Raw genomic sequence first — 13,096 nt, forward strand, 5'->3', positions numbered from 1 at the left:
ACTGGCCAGGGCGGTCGCCCGCAGCGGACCCGGGGCCGGGCGATGAGCACCTCGTCGGCCGTCGCCTGGGCCGGTGCCGACCCGTACGCCACCGCCCTGCGCTCCGGGCGCGGTCCGCTGTTCCTGCGCCGGAGCGACGGCTGGCTGCTTCCGCTGGAGGTGGAGCGGTGGTGCGCGCGGGCGGACCCGGTCGACCGGGCGGTGCTGGACCGGTGCGAGGGCGCCGTGCTCGACGTCGGCTGCGGACCGGGCCGGCTGGTGGCGGAACTCGCCGCCCGGGGCCGCCCCGTCCTCGGGATCGACGTCAGCGAGGCGGCCGTCGACCACACCGGTCGGCTCGGCGGCCCGGCCCTGCGGCGCTCGGTGTTCGAGCCGCTACCGGGCGAGGGCCGCTGGGGCACCGTCCTGCTCATGGACGGCAACGTCGGCATCGGCGGCGACCCGGGCTCCCTGCTCGACCGGGTGGCGCGGCTGCTGTGCCCGGGCGGACTGCTGATCGCCGAGACGGCCTCGGTGGACGTCGACGAGTGGTCCGAGGTGCAGGTCGTGGACCGCGCCGACGGACGGACCGACGGCGGCGGCGCCTTCCCGTGGGCACGCCTGGGCACGCCGGCCCTTCTGCGGTACGCCCGGGGATGGGACCTGGCCGGCCAGTGGACGGCCGGGGGGCGCCGTTTCGTCGCCCTGCGCACCCGCAGCCACGGCAGCGGTACCGGGCCACCGGACGGCACCGTGGTGATCAGGGCGCAGCGGACGAGGAGGCCGACCAGGGACAGGCCGGCGGAGACGGCGGCGGCCCGAGCGGCGCCGGACACGTGGGCGGCGGCGGGGGTGGCCGACGGGGGGACGGCGGCCAGAGCAGCGACGGACGCGGGGACGGCGGGCACGGGTGCAGCGGACGCGGGTGCAGCGGACGCGGGGACGGCGGTCAGAGCGACGAGGGCGGCGGCCGACGCGGGGCCGGCGACGGGCACGGGGGCGGCGGACCGGCAGCAGCGCCTGTAGTGCCGAGCCGGAGCGCCGGACCGGCAATCCCGGAGCGATAGCGCCAGGCCGGGGCGCAGGACCGGCAGTCCCGGACCGGTAGTCAGGACCGGTAGTCCCGGACCGACAGCGTCAGGCCGTTAGTGCCACGCCGGAGCGCCGGAGCGTAAAGGCCGGAGGGCCGGACCGGTGTCCGGTGGGCCGACACCGGCCGCCCCCTGGCGCTCGCGTGGGAGCGCGCGGGTCGGCCGAGGGGTGCGGCGGTGACGAAAGTCTGACGTGGGGCCGCCGGTCCGTCCTTTCTCTCGGCCGCCGACTGGGGAACGGGCGGTGTTCCAACCCTGCGCTATTCACGCCCTCAAGCCGTTGCCTCATCATTCGAAGGAACTCCCTCGCCCGCCTCGGCAGAGGCCGCTTCCGTGAGGAGTCCAAGGAGTGTCTGCCCGCTGCGGATAGAGGTCCAAGTGCGGTCGGGGCAACGTGTTCTACGGTTTTGCGGACGAATCAGCCCACCCGAACGGTTCGAACAGTGGTCACTACTGTGAGGCGGATGACAGACGCGAGCTCGGATCCGGGGATCCCGGACCACCGCAGCGCCCCTCGGTACCTGTGGTGGCTGGTCACCAGTCAGCGCCGCCGGATCGCCGCCGGTGCGTTGTTCGGCAGTGCCTGGATGCTCTGCCTGGCACTGCCGCCCTACCTCCTGTCGCGCGCCATCGACGACGGGCTCGAACCGGGGCGTTGGACCGCGCTCGTCGGCTGGGTCGCCGCGCTGGTGGGCGTCGGGGTGCTGAACGCGTGGCTGGCCATCATGCGGCACCGGACGATGACCAGGGTGCGGATCGACGCCTCGTTCCGTTCCGTACAGGTGGTGGTCAGGCACGCGACCAGACTGGGTGGGGCGCTGCAGCGCAAGGTCACCGCCGGGGAGGTCGTGACGATCGGGTTCGGCGACGTCGGTGTGATCGCCCAGACGCTGACCATCACGGGGCCGGGTGTCGGGGCGGTCCTCGTCTATGTCGCCGTGGCCGCGTTGCTGCTGACCGTTTCACCGTTGCTCGCCGTGGTGGTGCTGCTCGGCGTTCCGCTGCTCGCGGTGCTGGTCGGCCCGCTGCTGGGTCGGTTGCAGGGCATCGAAGCGGCCTACCGGGAGCAGCAGGGCTCACTTGCCGCGCGCTTCGGGGACATCGTCGGCGGGCTGCGCGTGCTCAACGGCATCGGTGGCAAGGAGGTGTACGCCGACCGGTACCGGCGCGACTCGCAGGCGCTGCGGGCGGAGGGATACCGCGTCGGTACAGTGACCAGCTGGATCCAGGCCTTGGGCGTCGGCCTGCCCACCCTGTTCCTCGGGGCGGTGACCTGGCTGGCGGCCAGGATGGCCACCCAAGGGGACATGACCGTCGGCGAGTTGGTTGCCGTGTATGGGTACACCGCCGTGCTGGTGGTGCCGGTCTCGTTCTTCATCGAGGGTGGTTACGACCTCACGCGCGGGCTGGTCGCCGCACGTCGGGTCGTACGGTTCCTGGCCCTGCAACCCGATGCCCCGGACAAGGAGCCCACCTCCAGGGGGCCCGAGGGCCCGGCCGTGCTCCGTGATCCGGAGACCAGGGTCGAGGTGGTGCCCGGCAGGATGACCGCGCTGGTCAGCGCCCGTCCCGCAGAGAGCGCGGCGGTCATCGACCGGCTCGGCCGGTTCGCCGGGTCGGCCGCGACCTGGGGCGATATACGGCTGGACGAGATCGACCTGACGCAGGTGCGCCGGCGGATCCTGGTCGCGGACAATGCGGCGGACCTGTTCGCCGGTCCGCTGCGCGAAGTGATCTGCGCCGACCGCGAGGTGGACGAGGACACCATCGCCCGGGGCGTCCACGCGGCCGTGGCGCAGGACATCGTCCGCGGTCTGCCGCGCGGACTGGACTCGCCCGTCGAGGCTCAGGGCCGCAACCTCTCCGGAGGCCAGCGGCAGCGCGTCCGGCTGGTCCGGGCGCTGCTGGCCGACCCCGAGGTGCTCCTGGCGGTCGAACCGACATCGGCTCTGGACGCACACACCGAGGCGGCCGTCGCCACCCGTCTGCGTATCGCACGCTCCGGCCGCACCACGGTCGTCACCAGTACCTCGCCGCTCCTGCTGGACCAGGCGGACACCGTGCACTACCTGGTCGACGGAGCAGTCGCCGCCGTCGGCACCCACCGCGAACTCCTGGACCGCCGGCCCGACTACCGCCACCTGGTCTCCCGGGGCACGGAAGACGAGGGCCCCGGCCGTACGAACGCCGAAACCACCGGGGGAACCCTGTCCCGCCAGGAGGCCGCACAATGACCACCCCCTCCTCCCTCCCCGTCGCCGAGCCGTCCCGGATACGACGCGCAGCCCTCCGGCTGGTCCGGCTCGACGGGCGGACCTTCGCCGTCATGCTCGGACTCAACGCCCTCGCGGCCGCCGCCGGACTCGTCGGCCCGTGGCTGCTCGGCCGCATCATCGACGAAGTCAGGGCCGGAGCCCCGGTGGCCTCCGTGGACCGCCTCGCACTCGCCATCCTCGTCTTCGCGCTGGTGCAGCTCGTCCTGGTGCGTTACGCGAGTTACGTCGGCCACCGCTTCGGCGAGCGGGCCCTGGCCCGCATCCGCGAACAGTTCACCGACCGGGCGCTCGCCCTGCCCGCCGCTGTGATCGAACGGGCCGGCACCGGCGACCTGATGACCCGCGGCACCACCGATGTCGCTGCGGTCGGCCACACGCTGCGCAGCGCCGGGCCGGAGATCCTCGTCGCCGGGGTCCAGGCGCTGTTCATCCTCGGCGCGGTCTTCTTGGTGGACCCGCTGCTCGGAGCGTGCGGGGTGGTGGGCCTGTTCGGCATCTGGTTCGCCTCCCGCTGGTACCTGCGCCGGGCCCTCACCGCGTACCTCGCCGAAGGAGCCGCCCACTCGGTGCTCGCGGAACAGCTCGCGGCCACCGCGACCGGCACTCGCACCATCGAAGCCCTCGGGCTCCAGCAGCAGCGCATCACCGCATGCCAGGAACAGCTCGAGGCGTGCCGGGCCACCCGGAAGCGGACCCTGTTCCTGCGCAGTGTGCTCTTCCCGGCGATCGACATCTCCTACGTCGTTCCCGTCGCCGGTGTCCTGCTCATCGGCGGCCTGCTGCACAGCCACGGCGCGATGAGCCTGGGCGCCGTGGTCGCCTCGGCCCTGTACCTGCGTCAGCTCGCCCAACCCTTGGACGTCATCCTCCAGCAGATGGAACAACTGCAGAGCAGCAGCGCCTCCTTCGCTAGGGTCGAGGGCCTCGGCCTGGCCCCGCAGACACCGGCGGCCTCTTCCCGCAATCCGTCCGACGACCGGATCGAGGTGACCGGGGCGCACTACGCGTACGACGGCGGGAGCGACGTTCTGCACGGCGTCGACCTGACCATCCGGCCCGGCGAACGCCTGGTGGTCGTCGGACCGTCCGGTGCGGGCAAGACCACCCTGGGCAGGCTGTTGGCGGGTGTGGAAGCGCCCCGCTCGGGCTCGGTGACGGTGGGCGGGATACCGGTCGCCGACCTAGGTCCCGCTCAGCTGCGCAAGCACGTTGCCCTTGTCACTCAGGAGCACCACGTCTTCCTGGGCACGGTCCGCGACAACCTGCAGATCGCCTCCGCCCACGCCACTGACGCCGAACTGTACGCGGCACTCTCCGCCGTCGGCGCCGACTGGGCGCGTGAACTTCCCGACGGCCTCGACACCGACCTGGGCCCGGACGGCCACCGCCCGGATGGCGCGCAGGCCCAGCAACTCGCTCTGGCACGCGTGGTGCTGGCCGACCCGCACACCCTGATACTCGACGAGGCCACCGCCCTCCTGGATCCGCAGACCGCCCGCCACACGGAACGGGCCCTGGCCGCCGTCCTGCAAGGCCGGACCGTCATCGCCATCGCCCACCGCCTGCAGACGGCCCACGACGCCGACCGGGTCGCCGTGATGGAGGCCGGCCGCCTCACCGAACTCGGCACCCACGACGACCTGATCGCGGCCGACGGCGCCTATGCCGCCCTCTGGCACTCCTGGCACGGCGAGCGGCCTTCCACTCGGTGAGACGGCCCCCTGCCAACCTCCTCAGGAGCGCAGGGTCGGTCCGGATCTGGTAAAGCGTGTCCTTTCCGTCCCGGGCCGGGGCGAGCGACGAGCACCCCCCGTAATGATCCTCTTTCCGGGGCCAAACCTATTGGGTGTCCTGGACGGCTTCGAGGTATTCGGCCCAGCTGTTTTGGGCGTACTGAGCCCAGGCTAGGCGGTGTTGGCGTGGACGCCGAAGAGGTTGCTGACCACGATCGGAGGGAGGTCGGTGATCGCTTCCATCATGGCCGTGTTGCGGGCGTCGATGCCCGGCAGGCTGTGCAGCTTCATGTAGTGGTTGACGGTCTGAGGGCTGCGGGGGCGGCTTGGGGGCCGGCCTGGGAAGAGGAAGCCAGGTGTCCCGGTGTGTGACTGCTGGAGCACGGAGGTGCGGCAGGCGGGGCTCGTGATCTGTCGCTCGATGAGGACCGCGAGCCGGGGTGGGGCGAAGTTGTTGGTGGAGTTCATCGGTGTCGAGGAATCGGGCGGGAAGGCCGTACTTCTTCGTGGGGATGATGACCTTGCTGGTGAGGCGGCGGGCGACGGCCCAGCGGACGAATGGCTTGAGGTTTCGGCGTCGGGTGGGGTTGGTGGTTGGCCAGAGGTCGAGGTCTTCCTGGCTGAGGTCGGCGAGCGTGATCGAGTTGTCGTCGAGCCAGGTCATGAACGTGATTGCGGCCCGAATGTTTCGCCGGTCCCTCGAGGCAGAAGCGAGGGAGTAGCGGCCCTTATCCGCCCGGCACCGGGCGGAGCGAAGGACGCCCCATTCGGCGAACGGGCGGATTGCGGGCAGGCGTTTGCGGCCGCAGTCGGCGCAGTCCTTCAGGAACAACGGGTCCGTGCGGTAGCAGCGGCGGCAGACAGGCCCGTCCTCGCGCCGGGCGACGATGAGGCCGTTCTGGCCGCAGCGTGCGCAGGGCCGAGCATCGGTCCGTGCGACGCACCAGTCGCAGCAGCGGCCTTGCGGGGTGGTCCGGTTGAGACGGAGGCCTGTTCGGTGGCAGCGTGCGCAGGCCAGTCGGGTGACGGTGTCGCCGTGTCCGGTGGCTTCGAGGTGCTGTAGGAGCCGGACCACATGGACCGGGCAGTGTGGCGAGGGCTCGGTGAGGGCGTTCGGGTGCTCGGCGAAGTAGCCGTCCAGGGTTCGTGCCGGGCTGGCGGCTCCATGCCTTGGCCTTCTCCAGGGCCGTCTGGGCATCCTCGGCTGTCAGCGACGGTCCGGCCACCCTCTGGAGGTAGGCGATCAGACGGGCGCGGGCCTGAGCAAGCTCGCGCTGTCGGCGTATTGCGGCTGGTTTCACGACTGCCCTGGGCGGCGGATCACGGTGCGGCGAGGCCTGTCCGGCAGCGGGCCCGCGTCCCCGTCGGCGGTGTTGCGGAGCTGGACGTTGACGACCTCGGGCTTGATCAGGTCGTTAGGGGTGCACTGGAGGATGTCGCAGAGCGCGACGAGGGTGTCCATACTCATGCGCTGCGGCGACTGAGTCATCAGCCGGTAGACCTGTTCGCGTGACAGGGTGACACCGCGTTCTGCCAGCAAGGGGACCAGGTCGGAGGTCTGAAACATCTGACGCTCGGCCATCAGCTGCCTGAGCTGCCACTGGTAGCCCATCTTCTTGATCACAAGATCACTTCCCAGTCGTCGCCCAGTCGGTTCTTCATGGATGCTGCCAGCAGCGTGTTGCGGTACTCGTTCGAGACCCCATAGAAATGGCCGTGGTTGACGCGTGCGAGTGACCAACCTGTTCCTGGACGAAGCGGGCGGGATAGCCGAACTCGGTCAGATGCGTGATGTAGCTGCGCCATAGGCAGTGGAGGTCGAGGTCCTCGTCGAGACCGGCGTCATCGCGGGCCGTCACGAACGCCTCGTTGATCGACCGCGACGACAGCCGCCCGACCCGTTCAGTCACCCAGAGCGCGGGGTGACGTCCGGGCGAGAAGTGCGGGCGGATCTCGGTCACCCACTCGTCCGGGACGTCGACCGCCCAGTCCATCTCCGGGACCATCAGCACCGTGCGGCGCTCGGGCGGCGCCCCCTTCGAGGCTTTGCCGAAGCGGACCATCACGGTGCCGTAGCAGCGGAACTGCGGAGCCTTGGGACTGCGTCGCAGGTCGACCAGATCGACCTTGGACGACTCGGTCCGACGGGTGCCGTAGGCATAGATGGTCTTGAGGACCGCGGCATCCCGCAGGGCGGTCAGGGCGCCCTTGCGGCCCTGGCAGGTCAGCGACCGGATACCCTCCGGCCGCTGCCGTGACTCTGTGCCCGCAGCCAGCACAAACGGCTGTGTCAGCGTCGCGAGGAGTGTTGCATCAGATGCAATTCATCCCGTTTGACCTAGCGTCTCCGGTGTGAACCGCCGTACTCGGTATGCCGATCTCAGTGCCGCTTCGGCGGCCGTCCTCCTCGTCCTCGCCGCCGTCGTCGTCGGGCGGCACATCCAGGACACGTTCCGCACCCTGTTCGTGCACTGGCCGCCGCTGTTCGCCGACTGGGACCCGCATGCGGGGCCTGGCACGCCGGGCGCCGTGCTGGTGGCGGCCGCCGTGGTCGTCCACGGGCCGTCCGTCGCCGCACGGCTGCCCTGGCGGCGCCTGCTCCTCGCCGCGTGGTCGACGACGCTGGCCTGGACCTGGTCACTGGCGCTTGCCGACGGCTGGGAGCGGGGCGTGGCCGGCCGGCTCACCGCCCCCAACGAGTACCTGCGGGTCATCGGCCGTTTCCACGACATCCCGGCCGCCCTGCACGACTTCACCCACCACATCGTGAGCGGCACCCCCGGCGTCTGGCCCGCCCACATCGCGGGGCATCCGCCGGCGGCCACCGTCACCTTCGTGCTCCTGGACCGCATCGGTCTGGGCGGCGGCGGCTGGGCGGGCGCCTGGTGCATCACCGTCGGGTCGACCGCCTGCGTCGCGGTGCTGGTGACGGTGCGCGCCCTTGCCGACGAGACGCTGGCCCGGCGGGCGGCACCGTTCCTGGTGGCGGCCCCGGCCGCCGTGTGGGTGGGTACCTCGGCCGACGGTTACTTCGCGGCGGTCGCCGCCTGGTCCGTGGCGCTGTCGGCCCTCGCGGTCACCGGCCGGTCCTTGCCCTGGGCCGCGGGCGGGGGGCTGCTGTTCGGGCTGACCTGCTACCTCTCCTACGGCCTGGTGCTCTTCGCGCTGATCGTGGCGACGGTGCTGGTGCTCGGGCGGCACCGGGTCCGTGAACGGCCGGTGCTGCCGGTCCTGTTCCTGGCCGGGGCGGCGGTCGTCCCGGTGGTGTTCACCCTCGCCGGGTTCGACTGGTGGGAGGGGTACCGGCTGCTGGTCACCCGTTACTACCAGGGCGTCGGCGGCATCCGGCCCTACGGCTACTGGGTGTGGGCCAACCTGGCCTGCACGGTGCTGATCACCGGTGTGGCCACGGCGGCGGGACTGCGGCGGGCTGGTGCGGCCCTCGTCCGCCACCGCGACGCTCCCCCGGCCGCCGCCCGGCTGGCCCTGCTCGTGACGGCGGCGCTGCTCGCCCTGCTGGCCGCGGACCTGTCCGGGATGAGCAAGGCGGAGACGGAGCGCATCTGGCTGCCGTTCGCGATGTGGCTGCTCGCGGCCTGCGCGTTCCTGCCCCGACCCCGGGCCTGGCTCACCGCGCAGGTGACGCTGGCCCTGCTGCTCAACCACCTGCTGTTCACCGGGTGGTAGCGGCACGGCGGCCGAGCGGTGAGGGGTACGGCGGCCGAGCGGCGAGCGGCACGACGGCCGAGCGGCGAGCGGCACGACGGCCGAGCGGCGAGCGGCACGGCGGCCGAGCGGTGAGGGGTACGGCGGCCGAGCGGCGAGCGGCACGGCGGCCGAGCGGTGGGCGGCACGACCCGGCCCACGATCACCCGTACGCCCCGGCCCACGGCCGCCCCGCGACCCGCCCGGGGATCACCTGTACGACCCCGTCCGCGGCCACTCGTACAACCGTCCGCGGCCACCCGTACGACCCGGCCGGAGATCACCCGTACGACCCGGCCGGTGGTCGGGTCGTACGGAGCCACCGGCCGGGCCGCCTCGGGCCGTTGCGGCTCAGCCCTCGCGGCCGGCCGCCCGCGAGCGGAAGCGGCGGTACAGCACCGTTCCGCCCATCAGTGACGCCAGGCTTCCCACGGCCGCCGCCCAGACGTTGTCCGGGCCGGTGCGGGCGAGGCTGCCGGTCGCGTGCTGCCGTACGACGACGGGGGACGGCTTCGGCGCGGGCGTCGTCGCGGGCGGGGTGTGCCGGACCGGAGGCGTGACCCGCGTGGGCGGTTGCGACGCGGGCGGCTCCTTCACGGGAGGCGTGGCCGGCTCGGCGGGCTCGTCCGTGTTCACGGACTCGTTGCCGAAGACGGGGTTGCCCACACCCACCACGTTGACGCTGTTGCCGCTGACGTTCACGGGCAGCTCGACCGGGAGCTGGATCCCGTTGCCGGAGACGACGCCCGGCGAGTTCTGCGCGGTGCCCTGCGCCGTGGCCCCGCCGTGCGTGGACGACCCGCCCTGCACGGTCCCGCCCTTCGACGCCCCGCCCGGCGCGGTGGACGCTCCCTTCCCGGCGGAGGAGCCGCTCACGTTGGCGCAGCGGTTGCCCGCCGCCGGGTTGAGCAGCCCGGCCACGTTGACGGTGTTCCCGCACACGCTCACCGGGACGTGCACCGGCAACTGGATGCCGTTGCCGGAGATCAGACCGGGCGAGCCGGCCGCCGCCCCGTTCGCGGCGGAGTCGGCGTGCACCGGCCCCGCGACTGCCATCGCACCGGAGGCGGCGGCGATGGCGAACACACTGTTTCGGGTAGCCCGTTTCATGGGGTTCCCTGCCCTTCCAGACACGGTCGCGGGCACTCACCCGCACCCATGGAAACGCATGTGAAACCAATCAAGTTATGGTTTTTCAGCCTTTTGCCCGGCAAGAGGGGTACTTTCGTGCGCCGGGCGGCCCCTTTCCGGCCCACGCAGATGGCCGAGCGTGCCGCAGCGGCGGAGCCGCGCAACTGATAGCTCTCGTAGGGCAACGCTGCCGGAACCGATCGATCCGGAAACGACCGTTACGAGGAGCGATGGCAACCACCGTACGAGACACCAGCGCCGGCACCACGCCCGCCAGCCTGCAACTGCCCGGACTTCTCCTGGGCGTCGGACTCGGCGGATTCGTCGACGGCATCCTTCTGCACCAGCTCCTGCAGTGGCACCACATGCTCACCAGTACGAACCACGACCGCATCGGGGTGAAGTACTACGACCCCGACACGGTCTCCGGCCTGCGGATGAACACCGTGTGGGACGGCGTCTTCCACACCGTGTGCTGGCTCGCCGTCCTCACCGGGCTCGCCGTGCTGTACGCCCGGGTGACCACGGACCGGCGGCGGGTGTGGGCGTCGCGGGTGCTGTGGGGGTGGATCCTGGCCGGCTGGGGCCTGTTCAACCTCGTTGAGGGCGTGCTCGACCATCACGTCCTGGGCATCCACCACGTCCACGGCGGTCCGCACCAGGTCTGGTGGGACATCGCCTTCCTCGTCCTCGGAGCGCTGCTGCTGGCCGGCGGTTGGCTTCTGCAGCGCGGCGGGCCGTCCTTCACCCCGGCCGCTCCCGGCACCCGACGAGACGGGCGCGGCGCCTGATGGGGCACCACATGACCCACCACCCCCCGCACGAGAGCGGCGGCGTGGCGGCGGTCGTGCTGCCGGCCCTGGTGCTGCTGGTGTGCGCGGGCGGCTATCTGCTGCTGGCCCGCAGGGCACGCCGCCGGAATCCGGTGCGGTCCTGGAGCCCTTGGCGCACCGCCGCCTTCTGCGCGGGCGTCGCCCTGTCGGCGGCGGCGCTGCTGCCCCCCGTGGCCTCCTTCGCGCACCACGACTTCCGCGGCCACATGGCGCAGCACATGCTCATCGGGATGTACGCCCCGCTCGCCCTGGTGCTCGGCGCCCCGGTCACCCTGCTGCTGCGCACCCTCCCCGCCTCCGGTGCCCGCCGGCTCACCGCCGTACTGCACAGCGGCCCGGCGCGGCTGCTCGCGCACCCGGCCGTCGCCCTGCTGCTGTCGACGGGCAGCCTGCCGGTCCTCTACTTCACCCCGCTGTACGACACCGCCATGGCCCAGCCGGCCGGACACTGGCTGCTGCACGCCCACTTCCTGCTGGCGGGGTGTCTGTTCGCGCACGCGGTCGCGGGTCCCGATCCGGCCCCGGGCCGCCCCGGTGTGCGGGCCCGGCTGGTCTTCCTGGGGTGCGCCATCGCGGTGCACGCGGTGGTCGCGCAGCTGATGTACGGCGGGTTCTGGGTGCGCGTCCACGCACCCGTCACCGAGGTCCAGGGCGGTGCGGAGATCATGTACTACGGCGGTGACGTCGCCGAACTCCTCCTGGCGGGGGCGCTCGTCGCCACCTGGCGTCCCGCACGCCGCAGCGCAGATAGTAGCCATGGACATAATGTCCATGTACTGTATTCACCATGAGCAAGGTTCCCGAGGGCGCCACGCCCGGTTTCCTGGTGTGGCGGCTGTCGACGAAGTGGCGGGTCGCGGTGGACCGCGCGGTGGCACCGCTCGGACTGACGCACGCGCAGTACTCACTCGTGGCGTCACTGCACGGCATGCAGCGCTCGGGGCTGCGCCCCAGCCAGCGCCGCCTCGCCGACCACACCGGCCTGGAGGCCCTCTACGTCTCCAAGCTGGCCCGCGGCCTGGAGTCGGCCGGCCTGGTCGAACGCACCCGGGACCCGGACGACCCGCGCGCGGTCCGGGTCGCGCTCACCGAGCAGGGCCGCGAGACCGCCCGGGAGGCGATCGGCGTCGTCCGGGGCCTGCTGCGGCAGCTGCTGACCCCCCTCGGCGGTCCCGACAGCCCGCGGGCCCGGGAGTTCACCCGCGACCTGACGGCCCTGCTCGACGCGCCGCTCGACCCGTTCGACCTCACCGACCACGAGACGGAGCAGTCATGACCACCACCACACCCCGCACGGACGGCCGCACCATCGGCCTCGCCCACTACGCCTCCCGCGCCGTCCTGGAGCATGTGCTCGCGCCGCACGGCGTCTCCTTCCTCCAGTTCGTCACCCTGCGGGCGGCGGTCCTCGCGGACGGGCCCGTCGAGCGCGGCACCCTGACCGACGGCGTCACCGGCACGGTGAAGGCCGCCGGGTCCGAGGTGCGGCGTGTGACGCAGGAGCTGACGAGCGCGGGACTCCTGGCCGCCGACGGCCCGGCCCGGGTGCGCGCCACCGACGCCGGCCGGGAGCTGTACGCGACGGGCAGCACCGAGGTCGCGGCGGTGTCCGCGCGCCTGTACGCGGACATCCCGGAAGAGGACCGGGCGGTCGCCGGGCGGGTGCTCGCCCTGGTGACCGAGCGGGCCGACGCCGAACTGGCCACCCTGCGGCGGGGCTGACCACCGGCCGTCCCCGGACGCACCAAGTAGTGGAATATTGAACAACTGCGTCCCGTTGTGACCCTCGAAGGAGGTCACGAGTGACGACGCAGACGGAGACCAGGTACTACGACCAGGGCAGCGCCGCGGACCGCTGGGCGCGCGCGCAGCTGTTCTTCGGCGCGAAGGACTACGCGGGCGCCGCGCGGGTGCTGGCCGCGCTGGTCGAGGAGGTGCCGGAGCAGACCGGCCCCCGGCTGCTGCTGGCCCGCGCCTACTACCACTCGGCCCAGCTGCGCCGCGCCGAGGCCGAGCTGCGCACCCTCGTGGAACGGGACCCGGTGGAGCACTACGCCCGGCTGATGCTGGGCCGCACACTCCAGAGGCAGGGCCGTCCCGAGGAGGCGGAGCGGCACCTGCGGATCGCCTCGGCGCTCGCGGGTGACTTCCCCCCGGAGTGAGCCGTACGTCCCGGGCCCGGGTCCCCCCGCCGGGGATCCGGGCCTGCCGCACACCCGGGCCGGGGCCGGGGCGCTCCGCGCGGGGCGGGGCCGCACCGGGGGCCTGCGCGCGCCCGTGGATCACAGCGGGGTCGCCGCGCGCAGGACCAGGAAGAGGGTGACGGCCGAGTTCGCCGACGACATCGC

At 72.4% G+C, this 13,096-nt stretch carries 12 protein-coding genes and 1 pseudogene; 9 read left to right on the forward strand and 4 right to left on the reverse strand.

All coding sequences use genetic code 11. The features are described 5' to 3' along the window. Positions 1-42 precede the first annotated feature (42 nt). The 3 genes and pseudogenes from GT045_RS14465 to GT045_RS14475 all read left to right on the forward strand — a co-directional run. Positions 43-780: pseudogene (locus GT045_RS14465) on the forward strand (methyltransferase domain-containing protein); the annotation flags it as partial. 754 nt (positions 781-1,534) lie between these two features. Continuing rightward, positions 1,535-3,304, forward strand: coding sequence for an ABC transporter ATP-binding protein (locus tag GT045_RS14470; RefSeq protein WP_161334414.1), 1,770 nt, complete (start codon positions 1,535-1,537; stop codon positions 3,302-3,304). After that, positions 3,301-5,058, forward strand: coding sequence for an ABC transporter ATP-binding protein (locus GT045_RS14475; RefSeq protein ID WP_161334415.1), 1,758 nt, complete (start codon positions 3,301-3,303; stop codon positions 5,056-5,058). The genes GT045_RS14470 and GT045_RS14475 overlap by 4 nt, the downstream gene beginning before the upstream one ends. Before the next feature lie 192 nt (positions 5,059-5,250). On the opposite strand, the gene GT045_RS39705 is transcribed toward GT045_RS14475, so the two are convergent. The 3 genes from GT045_RS39705 to GT045_RS14490 form a co-directional block, all read right to left on the reverse strand. Continuing rightward, positions 5,251-5,547, reverse strand: a complete 297-nt coding sequence (locus GT045_RS39705) for a hypothetical protein (protein ID WP_237538580.1) — start codon at positions 5,545-5,547, stop codon at positions 5,251-5,253. Positions 5,548-6,376: 829 nt separating this feature from the next. Beyond that, entirely contained in the window at positions 6,377-6,703 is a 327-nt protein-coding gene (locus GT045_RS14485) for a helix-turn-helix transcriptional regulator (RefSeq protein WP_161295609.1), read from the reverse strand. 34 nt (positions 6,704-6,737) lie between these two features. Continuing rightward, positions 6,738-7,358 carry a tyrosine-type recombinase/integrase gene (locus tag GT045_RS14490; protein ID WP_345942650.1) on the reverse strand — a complete coding sequence of 207 codons (621 nt, stop codon included), beginning with the start codon at positions 7,356-7,358 and terminating at the stop codon, positions 6,738-6,740. Positions 7,359-7,431: 73 nt separating this feature from the next. Here GT045_RS14490 and GT045_RS14495 point away from each other — a divergent pair, with 73 nt between their 5' ends. Next, on the forward strand, positions 7,432-8,766 hold the full coding sequence (locus GT045_RS14495; RefSeq protein WP_161334416.1) for a hypothetical protein: 1,335 nt from the start codon (positions 7,432-7,434) through the stop codon (positions 8,764-8,766). A 369-nt stretch (positions 8,767-9,135) separates the two neighbouring features. Here the strand turns inward: GT045_RS14495 and GT045_RS14500 are convergent, their stop codons facing one another. Beyond that, positions 9,136-9,894 (reverse strand): chaplin family protein, encoded by a 759-nt coding sequence (locus GT045_RS14500; RefSeq protein WP_202528068.1) that lies wholly within the window; start codon positions 9,892-9,894, stop codon positions 9,136-9,138. Between the two features lie 251 nt (positions 9,895-10,145). Here GT045_RS14500 and GT045_RS14505 point away from each other — a divergent pair, with 251 nt between their 5' ends. The 5 genes from GT045_RS14505 (at position 10,146) to GT045_RS14525 (ending at position 12,910) form a co-directional block, all read left to right on the forward strand. After that, complete coding sequence (locus tag GT045_RS14505) at positions 10,146-10,706, forward strand: DUF2243 domain-containing protein (protein ID WP_161292764.1); 561 nt, start codon at positions 10,146-10,148, stop codon at positions 10,704-10,706. Between the two features lie 11 nt (positions 10,707-10,717). Next, positions 10,718-11,539 carry a cytochrome c oxidase assembly protein gene (locus GT045_RS14510; protein WP_161334418.1) on the forward strand — a complete coding sequence of 274 codons (822 nt, stop codon included), beginning with the start codon at positions 10,718-10,720 and terminating at the stop codon, positions 11,537-11,539. Further along, entirely contained in the window at positions 11,536-12,024 is a 489-nt protein-coding gene (locus GT045_RS14515) for a MarR family transcriptional regulator (RefSeq protein ID WP_161334419.1), read from the forward strand. Before GT045_RS14510 ends, GT045_RS14515 begins: the two co-directional genes overlap by 4 nt. Further along, the gene (locus tag GT045_RS14520; RefSeq protein WP_161334420.1) at positions 12,021-12,470 is read left to right on the forward strand and encodes a MarR family transcriptional regulator; all 450 of its coding nucleotides are present in this window, start codon (positions 12,021-12,023) and stop codon (positions 12,468-12,470) included. Before GT045_RS14515 ends, GT045_RS14520 begins: the two co-directional genes overlap by 4 nt. Positions 12,471-12,550: 80 nt before the next feature. Next, entirely contained in the window at positions 12,551-12,910 is a 360-nt protein-coding gene (locus GT045_RS14525) for a tetratricopeptide repeat protein (protein ID WP_161334421.1), read from the forward strand. The last annotated feature ends 186 nt before the right edge of the window (positions 12,911-13,096 follow it).

It is taken from the genome of Streptomyces sp. SID486, assembly GCF_009865385.1.
GTDB lineage: Bacteria > Actinomycetota > Actinomycetes > Streptomycetales > Streptomycetaceae > Streptomyces.